14 protein-coding genes are annotated in these 20353 nt (G+C 71.7%); 9 read left to right on the plus strand and 5 right to left on the minus strand.

Annotated elements, in window-relative coordinates:
* Window positions 1–92 precede the first annotated feature (92 nt).
* The 5 genes from ACTMTJ_RS15430 to ACTMTJ_RS15450 are packed head-to-tail and all read left to right on the plus strand — an operon-like array spanning window position 93 to window position 7260.
* Window positions 93–2078, plus strand: coding sequence for a beta-galactosidase (locus ACTMTJ_RS15430; protein ID WP_441217082.1), 1986 nt, complete (start codon window positions 93–95; stop codon window positions 2076–2078).
* Window positions 2075–2962, plus strand: coding sequence for a carbohydrate ABC transporter permease (locus ACTMTJ_RS15435; protein WP_441217083.1), 888 nt, complete (start codon window positions 2075–2077; stop codon window positions 2960–2962). The genes ACTMTJ_RS15430 and ACTMTJ_RS15435 overlap by 4 nt, the downstream gene beginning before the upstream one ends.
* The gene (locus ACTMTJ_RS15440; RefSeq protein WP_441217084.1) at window positions 2959–3804 is read left to right on the plus strand and encodes a carbohydrate ABC transporter permease; all 846 of its coding nucleotides are present in this window, start codon (window positions 2959–2961) and stop codon (window positions 3802–3804) included. The genes ACTMTJ_RS15435 and ACTMTJ_RS15440 overlap by 4 nt, the downstream gene beginning before the upstream one ends.
* Before the next feature lie 23 nt (window positions 3805–3827).
* Window positions 3828–5156 carry an ABC transporter substrate-binding protein gene (locus tag ACTMTJ_RS15445; protein ID WP_441217085.1) on the plus strand — a complete coding sequence of 443 codons (1329 nt, stop codon included), beginning with the start codon at window positions 3828–3830 and terminating at the stop codon, window positions 5154–5156.
* Window positions 5157–5160: 4 nt separating this feature from the next.
* Window positions 5161–7260, plus strand: a complete 2100-nt coding sequence (locus ACTMTJ_RS15450; RefSeq protein ID WP_441217086.1) for an alpha-galactosidase — start codon at window positions 5161–5163, stop codon at window positions 7258–7260.
* A 283-nt stretch (window positions 7261–7543) separates the two neighbouring features.
* Here ACTMTJ_RS15450 and ACTMTJ_RS15455 read toward each other — a convergent pair whose 3' ends face one another.
* Window positions 7544–11212 (minus strand): S8 family serine peptidase, encoded by a 3669-nt coding sequence (locus tag ACTMTJ_RS15455; RefSeq protein ID WP_441217087.1) that lies wholly within the window; start codon window positions 11210–11212, stop codon window positions 7544–7546.
* A 168-nt stretch (window positions 11213–11380) separates the two neighbouring features.
* Window positions 11381–12316 carry a MerR family transcriptional regulator gene (locus tag ACTMTJ_RS15460; protein ID WP_441217088.1) on the minus strand — a complete coding sequence of 312 codons (936 nt, stop codon included), beginning with the start codon at window positions 12314–12316 and terminating at the stop codon, window positions 11381–11383.
* A 311-nt stretch (window positions 12317–12627) separates the two neighbouring features.
* On the opposite strand from ACTMTJ_RS15460, the gene ACTMTJ_RS15465 reads away from it, so the two are divergent.
* Entirely contained in the window at window positions 12628–13419 is a 792-nt protein-coding gene (locus tag ACTMTJ_RS15465) for a sulfite exporter TauE/SafE family protein (RefSeq protein ID WP_441217089.1), read from the plus strand.
* A gap of 48 nt (window positions 13420–13467) precedes the next feature.
* Window positions 13468–14310 carry a patatin-like phospholipase family protein gene (locus ACTMTJ_RS15470; RefSeq protein ID WP_441217090.1) on the plus strand — a complete coding sequence of 281 codons (843 nt, stop codon included), beginning with the start codon at window positions 13468–13470 and terminating at the stop codon, window positions 14308–14310.
* A 27-nt stretch (window positions 14311–14337) separates the two neighbouring features.
* Here ACTMTJ_RS15470 and ACTMTJ_RS15475 read toward each other — a convergent pair whose 3' ends face one another.
* Entirely contained in the window at window positions 14338–15021 is a 684-nt protein-coding gene (locus ACTMTJ_RS15475; protein ID WP_441217091.1) for a class I SAM-dependent methyltransferase, read from the minus strand.
* A gap of 81 nt (window positions 15022–15102) precedes the next feature.
* Window positions 15103–15921, minus strand: a complete 819-nt coding sequence (locus ACTMTJ_RS15480; protein WP_441217092.1) for an MBL fold metallo-hydrolase — start codon at window positions 15919–15921, stop codon at window positions 15103–15105.
* A gap of 240 nt (window positions 15922–16161) precedes the next feature.
* Between ACTMTJ_RS15480 and ACTMTJ_RS15485 the strand changes: the two genes are divergently transcribed.
* Entirely contained in the window at window positions 16162–16599 is a 438-nt protein-coding gene (locus ACTMTJ_RS15485) for a VOC family protein (RefSeq protein WP_441217093.1), read from the plus strand.
* 175 nt (window positions 16600–16774) lie between these two features.
* Entirely contained in the window at window positions 16775–17395 is a 621-nt protein-coding gene (locus ACTMTJ_RS15490; RefSeq protein WP_441217094.1) for a redoxin domain-containing protein, read from the plus strand.
* Here ACTMTJ_RS15490 and ACTMTJ_RS15495 read toward each other — a convergent pair.
* Window positions 17355–20129, minus strand: coding sequence for an ATP-binding protein (locus ACTMTJ_RS15495; protein WP_441217095.1), 2775 nt, complete (start codon window positions 20127–20129; stop codon window positions 17355–17357). The genes ACTMTJ_RS15490 and ACTMTJ_RS15495 overlap by 41 nt on opposite strands.
* Between the last annotated feature and the right edge of the window lie 224 nt (window positions 20130–20353).

Genomic DNA, 20353 nt, shown 5'->3' on the forward strand with positions numbered 1-20353 from the left:
CCAGGGCTTGACCGGGGCGAGTCGCTGTGCCTAGTGTGTGCACGTTCACACATGTGCACGTGCACACACGGCCTGACCTCGGAGGGGAGCCGATGATTACTGCCGGCATCGGCCTCGGTTGTGACTACAACCCGGAGCAGTGGTCACCGGACGTCTGGCGGGAGGACGTCCGGCTGATGCGGCAGGCCGGCATCGACATCGTCGCCATCAACATCTTCGGCTGGGCGTACCTGGAGCCCCGGCCGGACGAGTACGACTTCACCGGGCTCGACGCGATCGTGCGACTGCTGCACGAGCACGACATCAAGATCAACCTTGGCACCGGGACCGCGTCACCGCCGCCGTGGCTGGCGACCCGGCATCCGGAGATCCTGCCGGTCGCGGCGGACGGCACCACGCTTTACCCCGGCGGCCGCCAGGCCTGGTGTCCCAGTTCGCCGGTCTTCCGGCGGCGGGCGCTGGCGCTCGTGGAGCGGGTCGCCCGGCGCTACGGCGAGCACCCGGCGCTGGCCCTCTGGCACGTCTCCAACGAACTGGGCTGCCACAACGCGCACTGCTACGACGAGGACACCGCCGAGGCGTTCCGGCGCTGGCTGCGCAAGCGCTACGGGAGCGTCGACGCCCTCAACGACGGGTGGGGGACGTCGTTCTGGAGCCAGCGGTACGGGGACTGGTCCGAGGTGCGGCCGCCCGGCCAGGCGCTGTCCGCCCGAAACCCGGGTCAGGTGCTCGACTTCCACCGGTTCAGCTCGGACGAGCTGCTCGACTACTACCGCGACGAGGTCGAGGTGCTGCGCCGGCACTCCGCCGTGCCGATCACCACGAACTTCATGGTCACGGCCCACATCCGCAACCTCGACTACTGGACCTGGGCGCCCGAGATGGACGTCGTGGCCAACGACCACTACCTCGACCACCGGCTCGGCGACCCCACGGCGGAGCTCGCGTTCGCCGCCGACCTCACCCGCGGCCTGGCCGGCGGCCAGCCGTGGATGCTCATGGAGTCGGCGGTCGGCGCGGTCACCTGGCAGCCGCACAACCTGACCAAGGCACCGGGTGAGGCGATCCGCAACTCCCTGACGCACGTCGCGCGGGGCGCCGACGCCGTGTGCTTCTTCCAGTGGCGCGCGTCGACGCAGGGCGCGGAGAAGTTCCACTCGGCGCTGATCCCGCACGCGGGCACGGACACCGAGGCGTGGCGCGAGGTGCTGCGACTGTCGGCGACGCTCGACCGGCTGGACGAGGTCGCCGGGACCACTGTGGACACCGACGTGGCCCTGCTCTTCAGCTGGCAGGCCTGGTGGGCGTGCGACGGGGAAAGCCGCCCGTCGCAGGACCTGCGCTACCTGGACCAGGTGCACCGGGCGTACAACGCGGTGCGCGAGCTGGGCGCGACCACCGACGTGGTGGCCCCTTCCGCGGCGCTGGACCGGTATCGCCTGGTGGTCGTCCCGTGCCTCCACCTTGTCTCGGACCAGGAGGCGGCGGCGATCCAGGCCTATGTGGCGGCCGGCGGGCACGTGCTCGTCACGTTCTACAGCGGCATCGTCGACCAGGACGACCGCATCCGCCTCGGCGGATACCCGGGGGCCTTCTGCGAGATGCTGGGCGTCTCGGTCGAGGAGTTCGTGCCGCTGCTGCCCGGCCACGAGGTGTCGCTGGACACCGGCGGCCGGGCCCGGCTGTGGACCGAGCGCCTGCGGACCACGACCGCGCGACCCGTCGCCCGGTACGTCGGCGGCCCGCTGCCTGGCGTCGCGGCCGTCACCCGAAACGCGTACGGCGCGGGCACCGCGTGGTACGTCGCGACCGAACTGCGGCCCGACGCCCTGCGCGACGTGGTCCGCGAGGCGGTCCGGACGGCCGGCGTACGGCCGCTCGGCCCGGAAGGCGACGGCTCGGTGGAGGTGGTGCGCCGCTCGGCGCCAGGCCGCAGCTACCTGTTCGTCGTCAACCACGGCACCCGCGACGCCGAGTACGCGGCCACCGGCCTCGAGCTGGTGACCGGCGACGCCGTGAACGGCCTGATGCGGATCCCCGCCGGTGAGGTCCGGGTGATTCGCGAGGAGTCCAGATGACCGTCATATCCGGGCGCCGCCGCGTCCCGCACAAGGGCGCGATCGCCTTCTTCGTCCTGCCTTTCGGAGTGTTGTTCGCACTGTTCTTCGTCGTGCCCGTCGGCTACGCCGTGGTCCAGTCACTGTACAAAGTGGAACGGGTGGGCACGTTCGGCCCGGCGCGGGAGGTGTTCGGCGGGCTGACCCAGTACAGCCAGGTCTTCTCGGCCGGACCGTTCTGGTCCTCGGTCGGCCGGGTGCTGCTGTTCGGTGTCGTGCAGGTGCCGGTGATGCTGGGGATCGCCCTGCTGCTCGCGCTGCTGCTGGACTCCGGGCTGGTCAAGGCCGGGCGCTTCTTCCGGCTGGCCTTCTTCCTGCCGTACGCGGTGCCGGGCGTGGTCGCGGCGATCATGTGGGGCTTCCTCTACTCGCCGAACCTGTCCCCGTTCACCGCGATCACCTCGCGCCTCGACCTGCTCTCGGCCAACTTCGTGCTATGGGCGATCGCGAACGTCGTGACCTGGGTCTACGTCGGTTACAACATGATCATCATCTACTCGTACCTGCTGGCGATCCCGACCGAGATCTACGAGGCGGCCCGCCTCGACGGCGCCGGACCGATCCGGGTCGCCTGGTCGATCAAGATCCCCCTCGTGGCGCCGGCGCTAGTGCTGACGACGGTGTTCTCCATCATCGGCACGTTCCAGCTGCTGGCCGAGCCGCAGGTGTTCCGCAGCTTCAGCTCGGCCGTATCGAGCACGTACACGCCCAACATGACGGTGTACTCCACCTCCTCGATCCCGAACTTCAACCTGGCGGCGGCCTTCTCGGTGGTGCTCGCGCTGGCGACCTTCGCCCTGTCGTTCGGATTCCTCAAGATCACTCAGCGGAAGGGGTGGCGGTGAGACCTCGCGAAAGCCTCCTCAGCCGGTCCGCGGCCATGATGGTCATGGGCGTGTGCGCGCTCTACATCCTGCTGCCGGTTTGGTGGCTGGTCGTCGCCTCCACCAAGAACCGCGACCAGTTCACCGGCACGAACCCCTTGTGGTTCGCCGACTTCTCGTTCGTCCACAATGTCCGCGAGCTGCTGACCTACCGGGACGGCGTGTTTCTGCGCTGGGTCGGCAACAGCATCGCCTACACCGGTGGCGCGGCCCTCTTCGGCACGCTGCTCGCCGCCATGTGCGGCTACGCGCTGTCGAAGTACCGGTTCCCCGGCCGGGAGGCGCTTTTCAACGTGGTGCTCGGGGGCGTGCTCGTGCCCGCCACGGCGCTGGCCCTGCCGCTGTTCCTCATCTTCAGCTACGTCGGCGCCACCAACACGTTCTGGTCCGTGTTCCTGCCCAGCCTGGTCAACCCGTTCGGGGTGTACCTCGCACAGATCTACGCCCGGGCCAGCGTGCCGGACGAGCTGCTGGAGGCGGCGCGCATCGACGGGGCCGGCGAGGTACGCACGTTCTTCACCGTGGCGACCCGGCTGATGTTTCCGGGCCTCGTGACGATCTTCCTGTTTCACTTCGTCGCCGTCTGGAACAGCTTCCTGCTCCCGCTGATCATGCTCGGCGACGAGCGGCTGTTTCCGGTGACGCTCGGCCTCTACACCTGGAACACGCAGGTCAACCAACTGCCGGAGCTGCGCGGGCTCGTGCTCGTCGGCTCGCTGCTGTCGATCGCTCCGCTGGTCGCCGCATTCCTTCTGCTCCAGCGCTTCTGGCGCAACGGACTCGGCACGGGGGCCGTGAAATAGCCGCCCTACGAAAGGAACCCACGATGAAGGCTATTTTGAAACCGGCCAGCGTCCTGCTGGCATCCGCACTCGTTCTCGCGGCATGTGGCTCGGACGACTCGTCTTCCACCGGCGCCGCCGCCCCGAACGCCTGCGCGCCGTCCAGCGGCACCGTCAACCTGACCTTCACGTCCTGGATCCCCGGGATCGAAGAGGTGGCCAAGGTGTGGAACGACAAGAACCCCAACATCCAGGTCAAGGTGCAGACCGGGCCGAACGGCAACGGCGGCACCTACCAGAACTTCTTCAACCAGCTCAAGGCCGGCAACGCCCCCGACCTCGGCCAGATCGAGTACGACACGCTGCCGAGCTTCCGCGTCCAAGATGGACTGACCAACCTCGCCTCCTGTGACATCGTCACCGGCGCCAAGGACAAGTTCGTCGACTGGACGTGGGGCCAGGTCACCTTCGGCGAGCAGGACTCGGTCTACGCGGTCCCGCAGGACGCCGGCCCGATGGCCATGTTCTACCGCGCCGACCTGTTCGAGGCGAACGGCATCGCCGTGCCGACCACCTGGGCCGAGTACGCCGCGGCGGCGGAGAAGGTCAAGGCCGCCGGCGGCTACATCACCAACTTCTCGCAGAGCGACGTCAACCAGTTCGCTGGACTGGCCTGGCAGGCCGGCGGCCGCTGGTTCGGCAACGACGGCGCACAGTGGACCGTCGACTTCGCGGACGCGAAGACCACCGAGGTCGCCACCTACTGGCAGGACCTGCTGAGCCGCAAGCTCGTCTCGACCGTCCCGCCGTGGACCACCGAGTGGGACAACGCCTACAACACCGGCAAGGCCTGGACCTGGGTGTCCGCGGTGTGGGGCGCGAACTCCATCGCCACCGGCGCACCGGCCACCAAGGGCAAGTGGGCGGTGGCACCGATGCCGCAGTGGAACGCCGGCGACAAGGCCGCCGGAAACTGGGGCGGCTCCTCCACGGCCGTCTTCAAGACCTCCAAGCACCCGTACGAGGCGGCGCAGTTCGCGCTCTGGCTGAACACCTCGGACGAGGCGCTGACCCTGCTCAACCAGAAGGCCAACCTCTACCCGGCGACCAAGGCCGGCGCCACGCTGCCCGCCCTGAGCAGCGGCGTCGACTTCTACGGCGGTCAGAAGATCTACGAGGTCTTCGCCGAGGCCTCCACCCAGGTGTCCCCCGACTTCGTCTGGGGTCCGATCATGACCAAGACCTACGCCGACGCGGCCGACGGTTTCAAGGCCGCGGCGTCCGGACAGAGCACCCTCACCGACGCGCTGAAGGCCGCGCAGACCTCCACCATCGAAGCCATGAAGTCACAAGCCATCCCGGTCAAGGGCTAGCCGATTGCTCGTCTACCTGCGCGCCGCGGGTGCCAGCCTGGTGCTGGACGCCCGCGGCGCCACCACGCCCGCCGTCATCCACTGGGGCGCCGACCTCGGTGACCTGGACGAGACCGCGCTGGCGGCATTCGCCGACGCGTCCATCCCCGCCGTCCCGTCGAGCGCCATCGACACGCCGTTCCGGCTGACGCTGCTGCCCACGCCCGCGGAGGGCTGGAGCGGCCGCCCGGCGATCTCCGGATGCTCGCTCGCCGGCGCGGACCCGGTGATCGACCTGCGCCTGGAGCGGGTGCACCAGGCCGCCGCCGGCGCCGCGGTCGTCGAACTGTCCACTCCGGACGGCCGCCTGCACCTCACCACCGACATAGGACTGTCACCCGAGGGCGTGCTGGCGATCCGGCACGAGCTGCACAACCGCGGGCCGGACACGTTCCAGCTCGCGTCCCTCGACGTGCTGCTCCCGGTACCGCGGGAGGCTCGGGAGATCCTCGACTTCAGCGGGGTGTGGGCGCAGGAACGCCGGCCACAGCGGACCAGCCTCGGCGACGGGGTGTGGAGCCGGGAGACCCGCCACGGCCGCCCCGGCCACGACGACGCGTACCTGATGGTCGCCGGCGAGCCCGGCTTCGGGTTCCGGTCCGGACGGGTCTGGGCCGTACACCTCGCCTGGAGCGGCGACAAGCGCGTCTGGGCCGAGCGCCACTCCGCGGGCCAGGCGGCCATCGCCTGCGGTGAGCTGCTCGCGCCCGGTGAGGTAAGGCTCGCGCCCGGGGAACGGTACGCCACCCCGTGGGCCGTCGCCGCCTGGTCCGACGCCGGCCTCGACTGCCTGTCGGCCCGCCTGCACGCGTGGATCCGGGCCCGCTCGGGACCGCGCGGGCCGCGTCCGGTCGTGCTCAACACATGGGAGGCGGTCTACTTCGACCACGACCCCGACCGCCTCGACCGCCTCGTCGACCTCGCGGCCGAGGCCGGCGTCGAGCGCTTCGTACTGGACGACGGCTGGTTCGCCGGACGCCGCGACGAGCGCCGGGCGCTCGGCGACTGGCACGTCGACAAGGAACGGTGGCCCGCCGCGCTGCACCCGCTGATCGAACGCGTGCACAGCCGGGGCATGGACTTCGGGCTGTGGGTGGAGCCGGAGATGGTCAGCCCGGACTCCGAGCTCGCCCGCGCGCACCCGGAGTGGGTGCTCGGCCCGGCACACGCGCCGACCTGGCGGTTCCAGCGGGTCCTCGACCTCGCCAACCCGGCCGCCTACGACTACGTTCTGGAGCGGCTCACCGCGCTGCTGACTGAGTACCCGATCAGCTATCTCAAGTGGGACCACAACCGCGACCTGCTGCGGGAGGGCGCCGCGCACCGGCAGACCACGGCCGCGTACCGCCTGCTCGCGGCCGTGCGGGCGGCGTTTCCCACCCTGGAGATCGAGGGCTGCGCCGCCGGCGGCGCCCGCATCGACCTCGGCATGCTCGACCTCGTCGACCGCGTGTGGACATCGGACAACAACGACCCGCTGGAACGCCAACGCATCCAGCGCTGGACCAGCCTGCTCGTGCCCCCGGAGTACCTCGGCGGGCACCTGGGCGCCGCGACCGCACACGTCACCGGCCGCACCTCGGACCTCAGCTTCCGGCTCGCCACCGCACTGTTCGGCAACGCCGGCATCGAGTGGGACCTCACCGCCGCCACACCCGACGAACGCGCGGCCGTCGCCGGCTGGGTCGCCCGGTACAAGGCGCTGCGGCCGCTGCTGCACACCGGCACGGTCGTCCGCACCGGCGGCGACGACCCGGACCGCTTCGTGCACGGCGTGGTCAGCGCCGACCGCGGCACCGCCCTCTACGCGTACGTCGCCCTACGCCCGGCCGAGTCGGCACCACCCGCACCGATCCGGCTGCACGGACTCGACCCGGATCGGCTGTACACCGTGCGCCCGCTGCCGCTGGGCCCGCCGGTCCGCACCACGCACCAGGTGGCGCCCGCCTGGATCCGCGCCGGCGCGGTCCGCCTGCCCGGCCGTGTGCTGGCCGAGGCCGGCCTACCCGCGCCGCTGCTGGCCCCCGCCCAAGCGACGCTTTACGAGGTAGAAGCGGTCGGGTGAGGGCCCTTCGAAGGCGGGTTCGCCGCCTCTACCTCACACCGCCGCGACGGTTACTCGCAGCGACGAAACCTCTGTCGCTTTCCCGGACCGTCGATCCGGGAATAGACATCGTGGACAGACGTCGACCGCCGCCTGACCCAGCTCCATTACCCGCCCCGTTTCCTCCCGCCGGTTGCGCACAGGAACGACCGCGACCAACGGCGGACGGTTGAGGCCGCGGGAGCAGCGGTCCGGACCGCAACGGACATCGCGGTAGCTCGAAAAAGTCCTGGAATTTGGTCGCCTAGCTCACCTTCCAGGCGCGGGTGATCGTCTGGTCGATGCGGTTGCCGGCGGTATCGGTCGCGGTGACCCGCACGGTGGCGAACCGCGCCCCCGCCGGCGCCGCCGGGATCGTCGCCGTAACCTGGCGTCCGCCGGTCGTCGGCGCGGTGCGCCAGTGTGCTCCGTCGTCATAGGACACCCGCACGACCACCACGATCTTCCCGGCCCGCTGGTAGCCCGGCTGGTAGCCGAGGTTCAGCCTCAGCGGGTACGGGCGGCCGGCGGGCACCGTGTTGTCCAGGGCGGCGTCGATGTCGTAGCCGACCTGGAGCAGTGGCAGCACGCTGACCTTGTCGCCCTTGGGCTGGCTGGAGTCGAACGTCCAGGTGGTCGACGTGGCGGTCGACGTGGTCCACCACTCGCGGCCCTCGGTGAAGCGGTCGCGCGCGACGTCCAGCGTCAGCTTGTACCGGCCGTCGCCGGACGGCACGGTGAACCAGTAGTAGGGCCGGGTGGTCTCGCCGAGCACCTTGCCGCCCCGGGTGAGGGTGAGCTTGCCGGCGTCCGAGCGGTAGTCCAGCCAGCCGTACTGACTGACCGCTCCGTCGGCGTACTGGGGCATGGCGACGCGGATGACGTCGTGCCAGCGGTTGGCCGGCGCCCCGTAGGCGTAGTCCGCCGTGGTGTCGGGCATCGCGGGGCGGACGATCGGGCCGAACCATGTCTCGCGGCTCCGCTCGCCGGCCCGGTAGACGCGGCCCAGGTCGTTCATCGTGCCGAGGCTGCCGCCGAGGCCGAACGTGGTCTCCTGGGTCACCTGGTGCCGCCAGGCCACGCTGTCCCGGGTGCTGACGTAGTCGGTGCGCACGCCCGGCCGGCTGATGGCGCGGCTGAGGCCGAGCCCGACGTCGATGCCGTCGACGAATCCGAGGCGGCTGTCGCGGGCGCGCAGCTGCGGCAGGTGCCCGCGATACTCGGTGTCCACAGTGGCCAGTTGCAGCTCGGCGGCGGCGTAGTGCAGGTCGGCCGGCACCCGGTCGCGCTCGGTGAGCAGCAGGTCGTAGCGGTAGGGGCTTTCCGCCAGGCCGGTCAGGTCGAGTGTGACGGCACCGGATGCCAGCCGCTCGCGCAGCCGGATCCCGTCCTGGCGGGCCAGCTTGTACGCCGGCACCGCGCTGCCCCCGCCGTACGCCGGGAAGTCGTCCCGGTCGGCGGTGAGGAGGACCACGGCGGCGCCGGCCTCGCCCGCCGCCGACAGCTGCTCCCCCACGGCGTCGACGCCGGTCCAGCGGATCAGCACCGCCGCGCCGCGGGAGCCGGACAGGTCGTCCGGCGTGCCGTCGCCGCCGTCCACGAGGGGCAGTGTGCGGCGGCCGTCCAGCGCCGGCGCGCCTTCCACCGGTCGCGGTTCGGTCAGCGGGAAGCCGCCGGCGCCGGTCACCGCGGCGGTCAGCGGCGGCGCGGCGAGGTCCCAGCGGGTCACCAGCTGGAACGTGCCGGTCTTCGGCGCGGTGGACGGCAGCGCGTACACGTTGCGGGACGCCGCCGCCCCGAACGTGCTGCCGTCCACATCGGACCGCGGGCCTGCGCCGCGTTGCCAGACAAGGCCGAACCCGTTCAGCGTGGCGGGCCGCGGGGTGTCCACGGTCAGCTTGGCGGCCTTGCGGCCGTCGTAGGTGAGCCTCCGGTCGCCGCTGAGCACAAGCTCGGGCTCGCTGACGGCGGTCACCTCGTCGGTGTTGCCCTCCTCGTCCACCCCGTAGATGCGGCCGTTGAGTGCGTACCGGCCGGCGGGCACCTCACCGGAGACGGTGTCCCCGTCGCCGGTGAAGTGCAGGTAGCCGACCTCGCCGGTGTCCAGGTTCCACAGCCGCACGTTGCTCAGGAGGCCCGGTGCCCCGCCGTCGTGGGCGATGCCGCGCACGGTCAGCGTGTGCGTGGGCGGCACGAGGTTGGCGCCCAGCGGGGTGCGCAGCTCCTCGCCGCCGCCGCGCGCGGTGAGCACACCGTTGTACATGCCGTCCGGCGCCGCCGACCGGTCGATGTGGACCGTCGCGGTGGCGGAACCGTGCGCGGGTACGGTCAGCCGCGCCGGCGTGATCCGCACCGCCTGTGTCTTGCCGAAGGCCAGGTTCAGCGTGACCGCCCTGGCGCCGTCGTTGTGGTAGGTGACCGTGGCGCGCGGCGCGGGTTCGCCGGCCGGCACCTTGCCCAGCTCGATCGCCGCCGGCTCGACCCGCACGTCCCGGTCGATCGCGGCGGCGACGTCCACCCGGCCGGCACCTTGCTCCCACACCTCGGCGCCCTTGACCGGCTCGGCGCTCGCCACCAGCGCGGCCTTGAGCTGCGGCGCCTTCCAGTCCGGGTGCCGCTGGGCGAGCAGCGCGGCCGCGCCGGCCACGTGCGGCGCCGCCATCGAGGTGCCGGACATCGACGTGTACGCCTTGTCGATCGGTTCGCCGAGCGTGGTGCCGGCCGCGCGGGCGGCGACGATGGCCACGCCCGGCGCGGTGACCTCCGGCTTGACAGCACCGTCGCCGAGGCGAGGGCCGCGCCCGGAGAAGGTGGCCAGCGCGTCCGATTTGGACACCGCGCCGACGGTCAGCGCGGAGCTGGCCGTGCCGGGCGTGGTGACCGTCTGCGCGCTGGGTCCGCTGTTGCCGGCGGCGACCACGAACAGCGCCCCGGAGCTGGCGCTCAGCGCGTCGACCGCCTCGCTGGCCGCGTCCGGTCCCTCGAACGCCTCGGCGCCCATGCTCAGGTTGACGATCCGGGCGCCTTGACCGACCGCCCACTCCATGCCGGCGATCACCCAGGACAGGTCGCCGGAGCCGGACGAGTTGAGCACCTTGCCGACCAGCAGGTCGGCCTTGGGCGCCACGCCGGTGCCGGGCAGGCCGGCGCCACCCTTGCCCCTGCCGGCGATCGTCGCCGCGAGGTGCGTGCCGTGGCCGGTCCGGTCCACGGTGTCCGCCTCGTCGGTGAAGTTCGCCTCGGCCACGACCCGGTTCTTCAGCGCGGGGTGGGTAGCGTCGTAGCCGCTGTCGAGCACGGCCACCTTGACACCCTTGCCGTCGTAACCGGCCCGCCAGGCCGCCGGCGCGCCGATCCGCGGCACGCTGTCGGCGAGCGTGGCGCGCAGCTTGCGGTCCAGCCACACCCGGCGTACGCCGGACGCGAGCGTGGCCGGACCGTCCACGAGGGAGGACCACAGCGCGGCCGCCCGCGCCTTGTCCTCGGTGACCGCGACCGCGCCGATGCTGCGCAGGTCGCGGCGCTTCGTCGCGCCGGCGGTGGCGGCCAGCGGTGCGGCCCGGTCGCCGGACACCAGCAGCGGGATCGTGTCGCGGGCGGCATCGTGGTAGCCGCCCGCCACCAGGTCGGTGAGGTTGAACAGCGCGCTGTCCACCCGGCCCGACCGCACCAGCGGCACGGCCTCGGTGGGTATCGCGTAGACGTCGCCGCCACGCTCGGACAGCTCGAAGGCGGCGCCACTGTCCACAGTGACCGCCTGCCGGCCGTCGGCCAGTGTGGACAGCCGCACCACGTCGCCGGTGACGAGCGTGATCCGGTCGACCTGCCGGACGGCGGCGGAGCCAGCGGATGGCGCGACTGCGCCAGCGTGAGGTGCCGCCTCCGCCCGTCCGGCGCCGGCCGCGACCATCATCAGAGCAGCCGCTGCCGCCACCACGGTACGTAAGGATCCGACCACGACGCCCCCTTGACCCGCCGGTACGACGAGGGGCAGCGTCACACATCGTGGTCAGACGATAAAAGGATCTAGCCGCCGCGCAGGTGCGCCATGTCTCAACTGCGTCAACCGGCTTCGCCCGGGGCCGACGCGCGCCACGGTGCGCTATCGCGGCAGCCGAGCGCGCAAAGCCTCGGTGAACCAGTCAAGCGCCGGCGCCAGGCTCTCGCCCACCGACCAACCATTGATCACGGACAGCAGCTGACCGTACCGCTCCCTGCGCGAGTCGTTCGCGGCCACCACCCGAACCAGCAGATCGCGGCGGAGCGCGACACTGTCGCGGCGGCCGGCGGCGTCCGCGTACCGCGCGGTGACCGCCGAGACGACCGGCTCGGCGCGCGGCGACGTCGGGTCGATGCCGGCGGCCATGGCCGGGCCCGCCTCGTCACGGACGAGGGCGATGGCCTCACGGCGCACGACCGTACCGCCGGCGTCGACCCGCTCGGCGGCGTGCTGCTGCGCCATCCGGCGGATGGTGGCCCGGAAATCAGCGTCCTGCGACAGCTCCGCCAACTCCACCCACGCCTCGACCTGCTCGGCCTCGGCGTCGTCGGGCAGCACGGGAGTCATCGACACCCGGATCCCGGCGAACGCCGGATCGTCCAGGCCGCCGAAGACGCTGTCGAGGAACTCGTCGACCAGGCGCCGGCGTTCGTCATGGGAAAGTCTCGCCAACTTGTGCATCAGCTCCACGTCCTCCGGGGTCGATCCGCGCTTGGCGACCGCGGTCAGCACCGCACGCCGTAGGCGCAGGGTGCGAATCCGCACCGCCAGCACCTCGGCGTGCGCCGCGGCGACCTCGGCGAGCGACATCTGCCGGTCCACGACCTTCCTGATGGTCGGAAGGTCCAGTCCCAGCTCGCGCAGCGTCCGCACCAGGTCCAGCCGCGCGACGGCCTCGGTGCCGTAGCGGCGGTAGCCGGCCGGGCTGCGGTCGGTGGGCGGCACGATCCCGCTGTCCGAGTAGAACCGGATGGCCTTCACCGTCAATCCGGTCAGCCGCGCCAGGTCGCCGATCGAGTACCGCGTGTCGCCGTCCATGCCGCCCACCTTCACGTCTCCCCCTACAGGAGACTCAAGCTAGCCGTCCGCGGACCCGGCAGCGGAGGTCGGGGATCTCGGCGAGCGCAAGCTCGCCGCCGACCGGAGCGGTGCCCGCGGGAAAGCACCCCAAGAAAACGCTCCGCTGCGCTCCACGTTTCCCCGGGGACCCCGCGCATACCGTCCGCAGGTGACGCGGACGTGGGCAAAATGTGTCATGGATCTCCGCCATGATCGCTACGCCCGCGTGGTCTCTATGCTTGCTGCCGTGCGGAGCGAAACGTGCCGAAAGTAGCTGAAGTTCCGGCGCCATGACGGTGCTGGAGGCGGCCGCCATCCTCACCGCGGGGTTCTGGGCCGGGATGATCAACGTGGTGGTCGGCTCGGGCACGCTGGTGACGTTTCCGACACTGCTGCTGCTCGGCCACTCGCCGCTGGTCGCGAACGTCTCCAACAACATCGGCCTGGTCGGCGGCGGCATCACCGGCACCTTCGGCTACCGGCACCAGCTCACCGGGCGCGGCCGTAACCTGCGCCAGCTGCTGCCCGCCGCGGTGCTGGGCGGCATCACCGGCGCGGTCCTGCTGCTGGTGCTCCCGGCGGGCGCGTTCCGGATGATCGTGCCGGTGCTCATCGCGCTCGGCGTGGCCATGGTCCTGCTGGGTCCGGCGCTGCAACGGCGTGCCGCCCGCGGCCGGGACCCGGACTCCGCGCACGGGCGCCTGGCGACGCTGACCCGGCCCCGGCTTGTCGCGGTGCTGCTCGGCGTCTACCTGCTGGGCATCTACGGCGGCTACTTCGGCGCCGCACAGGGCATCCTCCTCGTCGGCCTGATGAGCGCGCTGACCACCGAGGGCATGCAGTCGATCACCGGCCTGAAGAACCTGCTCACCACCGCCGTCAACGCGGTCGCCGCCGTCACCTTCCTGCTGGTCTCGCCCGAGTTGGTGAACTGGGTCGTGGTGGCGCTGATCGCGGCCGGTGCCACGCTCGGCGGCGTCGTCGGCGCCCGGGTCGGGCGCCGCCTGCCGCCAACGCTGATCCGCATCCTGATCGCCGTGATCGGAACCGCGGCGATCGTCCGGCTACTCATCTTCACCTGAGCGGCCTGATACTCGGTTGGGGGCGCGGCCCCGCGAAGGTGAGGTGGCATGGCGACCAAGGCGTTGGTGCTCGGCGGTGGAGGCGTCACCGGTGTCGCGTGGGAGCTCGGCGTGCTGGCCGGTCTCGCCGAGGCCGGGATCGACCTGCTGGCCGCCGACCTGTTCGTCGGGACGTCCGCCGGGTCGGTCGTCGCCGCGCAGGTCACCTCGGGGGTCCCGTTGGCGGAGCTGTACGAGAGGCAGCTCGCCCCGGCGACCACCGAGGTCACCGCGAAGATTCGCATGAGCACGCTGGCCGCCATCGTGCTGGCGATGCTGCGCACCCGGGACGAGCAGGCGTTCCGGCGCCACGTCGGCCGGATGGCGCTGGCCGCACGGACGATGCCCGAGGTGGAGCGACGGGCTGTCATCGCCAGCCGCCTGCCGGTCCACTCCTGGCCGGAGACCCGGCTGCTGGTGCCGGCGGCCGACGCCGAGACGGGCGAGTTTGTGGTCTTCGACCGCGACGCGGGCGTCAGCCTCGTCGACGCCGTCGGCGCGAGCTGTGCCGTGCCCGGCGTGTGGCCACCGGTCACCATCCGCGGCCGGCGCTACATCGACGGCGGCGTACGCTCGGCGGCCAACGCGGACCTGGCGGCCGGCGCGGACCGGATCGTCGTCATCGCACCGGTAAACAACGGCGGCGGTCCGATCGCTCGCCTCGCCGCCCAGGTGGCCGCCCTGCGCCGGACGGCCGCGGTCACGGTGATCAGGCCAGACCGCGCGGCCGGTCAGGCGATCGGCCGCAACGTGCTGGACCCGGCCCGCCGGGCACCGGCCGCCCGCGCCGGACGCGTCCAAGGCGCCGCGCTCGCCGCGACGGTCGCCCACGTCTGGCACGACGCGGGTTGAAACGCTCTGCCCGCGCCGGCACCACGATCAGCTTTTCTGCCCCGCCGGTGTCCGACGGCGGGCGAACAGCGTGGAGTCGTGCACGTCGATCGTCACGCCGTCGCGGATCACCGTCCGCGGCCGCTGCTCGACCACGAGCACCTCGAAGTCGTCCGGCAGGGCGGGCAGCAGCTCCTTGGCGGCGAACATCGCCCGGTGCTTGCTCGTGGACCCGTGGGCGAAGACCTCGGACGGGGCGTGGCCGACGACGAGAAGGTGGCCGCCGGGTGCGACGGCCTCGGCCAGCCGGCGGGTGACCTCCACCATCCCACCCTCCGGCGGGTGCAGGTAGTGGCTGGTGACAAGGTCGAAGGACCGGCCACCCGCGGCGAAGGTCCGCGCGTCGACCTGCCACCAGTCGACGCGGCCGGCGACCCCGGCCTGCTCGGCGTGCCGGGCGGCGCGCGCCAAGCCGTTGGCGGAGAAGTCGGCGCCGGTGACCGTCCAGCCCTGGCGGGCCAGCCAGATCACGTCGCCGCCCTCACCGCAGCCGACGTCGAGCGCGGTGCCCGGCGCCAGCCCGCTCGCCGCGGCGACCAGCTGTGGGTTGGGGTTGCCGCTCCAGACCTTCTCCGGGCCTGAGTACCGCTCGTCCCAGCTCGGCGGCTCGAACATGCCGGCCGACTGTTCGTCGGTGTGCTGGTGCGCGTGTCCGGACTCGTTGACCTTCATGCGCACCAGCGTCCCGACGGCCGCCGATTTTGACAAACAACCTTGCCACTTTGGCAAACCCGCGTGGCCGCACCGCGAGAGCTAGCCGCCGCGTTGGTTTCGTTCGGCGATGCGCCGGGCCTGCCCCTCGTGAATGTCGCTCACCCACTCCCAGCCGGGCTTGGCCGACACGACCCGCGGGTCGCTGACCGGCTGGTTGTCACGCAGGGCCCGCACGTACGCCCGATCCTGGTCGATCCGTGCGCGTAGCTCGTCAGCTCCGCCGACCGACCCGTGGCCGGGGACGACGACACCGACACCGCCTGCCACGTCGTCGAGCAGGCTCAACGCCGCGAGGTAGTCCTCGATCGGGTCGGCGGCACTCAAGTCGAGCATCGGAACGAAGACATCGGAAAGCATGTCGCCGGCGACGAGAACGCCGCGTTCCTCGATCAACAGCGCCGCATGGCCCGGAGCATGCGCCTGATGCTCGATGACCCGGGCCTCCGGGCCATCCCAAGGAACCCGTGTGGTTTCGGCGGGCAGACCGGTAATGCGGCCGTACAGGTCCAGCGGTGTTTCGTCGGCGGTTTCCGGCGGTAATCCCTCGGCGACGCGGGCCTTCCAGTCCGCGTTCGACAGCACATCCCGCATGTCAGCCGCGCAGCGGGCCGTGCCGTAACGGGGCACTTCGCCGAACTCGGCGTGCCAAAGCAGATGATCCCAGTCGGCATGCGTCGAGAAGCCCGCCAGCACAGGCTGACCCAGCTCGGACAGGTCAGCCGCGAGGCATGCCATTTCGTCGCGTGTTTGTCCGGGCTCGATGAGCAACACACCGGCCCGGCCTTGCACGACAATGGTGTTGTTCTGGAGCAGCTCACTCTGGTGGACCAGCACACCCTCCGCGACTCGCCTCAGCACGGGCTCGCCTCCTTCGCATCCCGGGCTGACGATCCCGCCTCTAGCCCGGCCCGTGCCACAGCCTCCCATGTGGAGGCGGGGCGGTGGGAAACGCCCGCCCGGCCGGCGTGGCTCATGAGGGCGGACCTCCTGGCGGCTTCGCCTTCGGCCCCGAACCGGGTTGGCGGCCGTCCCGGCCCGGCAACCCGCGTCGACGGCGTCTCCACGCGACCAGGCGGCGGCTCTGGCAGGATCCACACCATGACCGAAATTCCCGCCCGACTGTCCATCGTCACGCTGGGCGCGCGGGACATGGGCGTTCTCCGCCCGTTCTACCGGGGGCTCGGCTGGCCGGAGCTGCCAAGCGGCGACGACACGTGGACCGGGTTCATGCTCGGCGGTGTCCTGCTGGCGCTCTTCCCCATGGGCGACCTGACCGCGGAGGCCGCGCCCGGCAGTACGGACCCGACCGGATGGTCGGGGGTCACCCTCGCCTGCACCGTCGACACCCGCGACGGGGTCGACCAGACCTTCACCGCGGCGGTCGCCGCCGGCGCCACCCCGATCGCCGCCGGCACCGACCGGCCGTGGGGCGGGCGCTCCGCGTTCGTCGCCGACCCGGAGGGCAACCGCTGGGAGATCACCTGGGGGCCCGAGGCGACCTTCGACGAGCGCGGCGCCCTCCTTTCCTGGGGCTGAGTGCGGGGTGCCCGACCGGCGCCGGTCGGGCACCCCTTGTCACCGACCGACGGCGAGCCACGAACCCGGGAGTCTCCCTGGCTCGACGTGCCTCTGTTGGCGACCAGAGTGGGAGTGCCTGACGTGGGCACCTTGCGGGTCTGGCCGGCCACGCCACATAAAGAGGCGGTAACCTATGCGTTGTGACATAACCCCTGGCGGAGTCTTCCCCGACTACGCGCTGCCCGACCACACCGGCAGCGTGCACACGCTCGGCGAGCTTCAGGGTAGGGATCCGTTGGTCCTCATGCTCTCCCGTGGTCATTTCTGCCCGGCGGAGCATCAGCACCACCGCGATCTGGCGGCGTTTCAGTGCAAGGTCGCGGTGGCACACACCCGGATGGTCACCATCTCGACCGACGACCACCACACGCTCAACGAGTTCCGCACGTCGGTCGGCGCCTACTGGACCTTCCTGTCCGACCCCGAGCGGATCGTTCAGAAGGATCTCGCCATCCAGGAGTACACCGACCCCGTGCACGACCCGATGATCCCGCACACGCTCGTGCTCAAGCCGCGGCTGGTTATCCACAGCGTCTACAACGGCTACTGGTTCTGGGGCCGCCCGACGGTCGACGACCTGTGGCTCGACCTGCGCGCGGCGACGCGTGAGATCCGTCCGGACTGGGATCTGAGCGCGCCTGAGCTCCGAGAGGCGTGGGCCGCCGGCGACTGGACGCTGTTCTATGGATACGACCGGCGCTCCCTCGGCGCCGCTACGGAAGGACGATCCCGCGAAGCTGCCGACGGGAGCTGATCGCGAGTCTGGTGAACACCTTGCGAAGATGCCATTCCACGGTTCTGGCGCTGATGAACAGCTGGGCACCGATCTCCGGATTCGACAGGCCGTCACGGGCCAGCCGGGCGATCTGCGCCTCCTGCGGCGTGAGGTCATCGCGGGTCTGGGCCGTGCGTTTGCGCACCGTCGCACCGGTGGCCCGCAGCTCGCGGCGGGCGCGCTCGGTAAACCCCGCCATGCCCATCGCGGTGAACATGTCGTGCGCGGCGGTCAGCTCCCGGCGGGCGTCCACTCGGCGGTTCGCCCGTCGCAGCCACTCACCGTAGAGCAGGTGGGTGCGGGCGAGCTCGGCGCGGACCCGGGCCCGGCCCAGATGCTCGACGGCCGCGCGGTACCGGCCCTCCGCACCGTCACCGCCGCTGCCGTTGTCGCTGCCGCTTAGCAGGGCTCGCGCCCGGGCCTCCATCCCCAGCGCCCAGTCCGTTCCGCTCGCTTGTGCCTTCGCGGCCAGCCGATGCACGGCTTCGGCCGCCAGATCGGTCCGCCCGGCTCGCGTGGCCGACTCGATCAGTTCGGTCAGGCCCCAGTTGTGGGCGACCATCTCGTCCGGATCTGCGCAGGCCCGACGCGCCGCGGCCAGGGCCGCCTGGTAGTCACCAGCTCCGTTGCACAGGACCGCGTGCGCGTACTCGCAGATCGCGACCCCGACCCCCTCGCCGCGGGAAGTGGCCTTGCGCAAGGTGACTTCGATCAGCTCCCTGGCCTCGGCGGTCCTGCCCTGCCACGCGGCGAGGATCAACGCGCCGTAGGGCGCCTCCGCGACCCCGGTTGCCTCTGTCACCATCTGGGCCTCTTCGACCAGGGCGGCGGCGGTCGACAACTCGCCGCAGAAGACGAGCACGGGCGTGCGCGAGCCGAGCGCGAGCGGTAGCTCGGTCAACGCGCCCGTCGTGCGGGCGATCTGAAGGTGGCGGTGCGACAGGATGTACGCGCTCTCGTCGTCCCACATTTCCAGGGCGAGAACGCAGCCCTGCCACAACCAGCGCAGCTGTTCTCTGGCCGGGATCTCGTCGGCGCGGAGCTGTCGCAGCGCGTCCCGGCAGCGGGGAACCGCGGGCGCGTAGTCCTCGGCGAGCGCGCTGAACGCGTCCAGCAGCAGGTCGCCGAGCGTGGGTTTGTCGTCGGGTGGGCGCGGCGCGGCCCGAGCCGCCCGGGCCACGTCGGCGATGCCGACGCCGTCGTGGAGCCGGGCGGCGAACTGTGCCGCGGAGAACGCGTCCAAGTACGTCTGCCGGGCCAGTCCGATGTCCAGCGGCTCGAGGCGCCGGGCAGCCGCCAGCAACAGTCCGGTGGCCGTGTTACCGCGGCTCGACGCGAACGCCAGCTGGGCCCGTACCATGTCGATCCGGGCGCGCTGCCACTCGTCCACCGGCCCCTCACGGGCGATGGCGAGCAGGCCACCGGCGACGTCGAAGCCGCCCGACCGCAGGTTGGCAAACGCCGCGTCGAGCGCCCGCCGGACCCGCCGGGCAGGCACGGGTGTCAGCTCGGTCGCCCGGGTCAGGAAGGCGGCAGCGGCAGCGAGCCCACCACGGGAAAGTGCCCGACCCGCTGAGCGCTCCAGCTCCTGCGCGACTTCCTCGTCGGGACCCGGCATGGCGCGGGCGCGGTGCCATGCCCGCCGGTCCGGGTCCGCCTCGGCGTCGGTCGCCCCCGCCAGCGCGCGATGTACCCGGTGCCGGTCCTCGGTGGGGGCCGCACGGTAGGCGGCCGATCGGACAAGGGGATGGGTGAACTCCACCCGTGCCCGTACCTGGAGCAGCCCGGCGTCCACCGCGGGAGCGGACGCGGCCATGCCGATGCCGAGCGCCCCGGCGGCGCCGTGCAGCAGCGCGGGGTCGCCGAGCGGTTCCGCGGCCGCGGCGAGGATGAGCAGCTGGGTATCGGCGGGCAGCAGGCGCAGCCGCCGGATGTAGCTCTGCTCGATCTTGCCGGCCACCGGCACGCTGGTGGGCAGCCCGAACCCTCCGGCGAGGTCGGCTGCCCCCCATGTGCGCGGCAGCTCCAGAATCGCGAGCGGGTTGCCGTGGCTCTCCATGATGATCTGGTCGCAGACAGCGCCGTCGAGCGGACCGAGCAGGCTGCCCAACAGCAGCGTCCGTGCGTCGCTGTCGCCGAGCCCACCGATCTGCAACGAGGGCAGGCCGGCAAGGACGTCGTCTCCCGCACCGGTACGCGCCGCGCACACGACCGCGACCCGTTCGGCGAGCAGGCGTCGAGCGACGAACGCAAGAATCTGCGCGGATGCCTGATCCAGCCACTGCGCGTCGTCGACGACACAGATCAGCGGCTGCCGCTCGGCCGCTTCCGCCACGAGCGTCAACGTGGCAAGTCCCACCATGAGCCGGTCCGGAGCGGGACCAACGCTCAGCCCGAACACCGTCGCCAACGCCTCACGCTGCACCACCGGCAGCCGATCGAGATGATCCAGCATCGGGGCGCACAACTGGTGGAGGCCGCCGAAGGCAAGCTCCATCTCCGACTCCACCCCGGCTGCCGACACGACCCGCCAGCCGGCGACCTGATCGGACAGGTAGCCCAACAACGCGCTCTTGCCGACGCCCGCATCGCCGCGCAACACCAGCACCCGGCTCACACCGGCACCCACGTCAGCCATCAGCCGGTCGAGCGTCTCCCGCTCGCCGGGTCGTCCGAGCAACCTCGCGGCGGGCCCGTCAGCCTCTGCTGCCAACGCTGACCTCCCGCATGGCCGAATGCATGACCGGCTGGCGGTGCACGCGGTGAAGCGACGTCGAGTCAAGCGGGCCCGGCGCGGTGAAGCTGTGTCTGGTCGTTCGTGATCCCCTGCCGGCAGCGTAGAGGCTGATCGATGCCGACGTAACCGGCCGAAGCGCCAATCGTGATCTGCGTCGGCGGCGCCCGCGCCCAGTAACCGGACAAGCCAGGGACTTTCCC

The sequence above is a fragment of the Phytohabitans sp. LJ34 genome (genome assembly GCF_052068095.1).
Lineage (GTDB): Bacteria > Actinomycetota > Actinomycetes > Mycobacteriales > Micromonosporaceae > Phytohabitans.

Excerpts from the sequence above, each read along its gene's own strand:
- ACTMTJ_RS15430 (WP_441217082.1), top strand. The coding sequence starts at position 93 with ATGATTACTGCCGGCATCGGCCTCGGTTGTGACTACAACCCGGAGCAG.
- ACTMTJ_RS15435 (WP_441217083.1), top strand. The coding sequence starts at position 2,075 with ATGACCGTCATATCCGGGCGCCGCCGCGTCCCGCACAAGGGCGCGATC.
- ACTMTJ_RS15445 (WP_441217085.1), top strand. The coding sequence starts at position 3,828 with ATGAAGGCTATTTTGAAACCGGCCAGCGTCCTGCTGGCATCCGCACTC.
- ACTMTJ_RS15460 (WP_441217088.1), bottom strand. The coding sequence starts at position 12,316 with ATGGACGGCGACACGCGGTACTCGATCGGCGACCTGGCGCGGCTGACC.
- ACTMTJ_RS15465 (WP_441217089.1), top strand. The coding sequence starts at position 12,628 with ATGACGGTGCTGGAGGCGGCCGCCATCCTCACCGCGGGGTTCTGGGCC.
- ACTMTJ_RS15470 (WP_441217090.1), top strand. The coding sequence starts at position 13,468 with ATGGCGACCAAGGCGTTGGTGCTCGGCGGTGGAGGCGTCACCGGTGTC.
- ACTMTJ_RS15475 (WP_441217091.1), bottom strand. The coding sequence starts at position 15,021 with ATGAAGGTCAACGAGTCCGGACACGCGCACCAGCACACCGACGAACAG.
- ACTMTJ_RS15485 (WP_441217093.1), top strand. The coding sequence starts at position 16,162 with ATGACCGAAATTCCCGCCCGACTGTCCATCGTCACGCTGGGCGCGCGG.
- ACTMTJ_RS15490 (WP_441217094.1), top strand. The coding sequence starts at position 16,775 with ATGCGTTGTGACATAACCCCTGGCGGAGTCTTCCCCGACTACGCGCTG.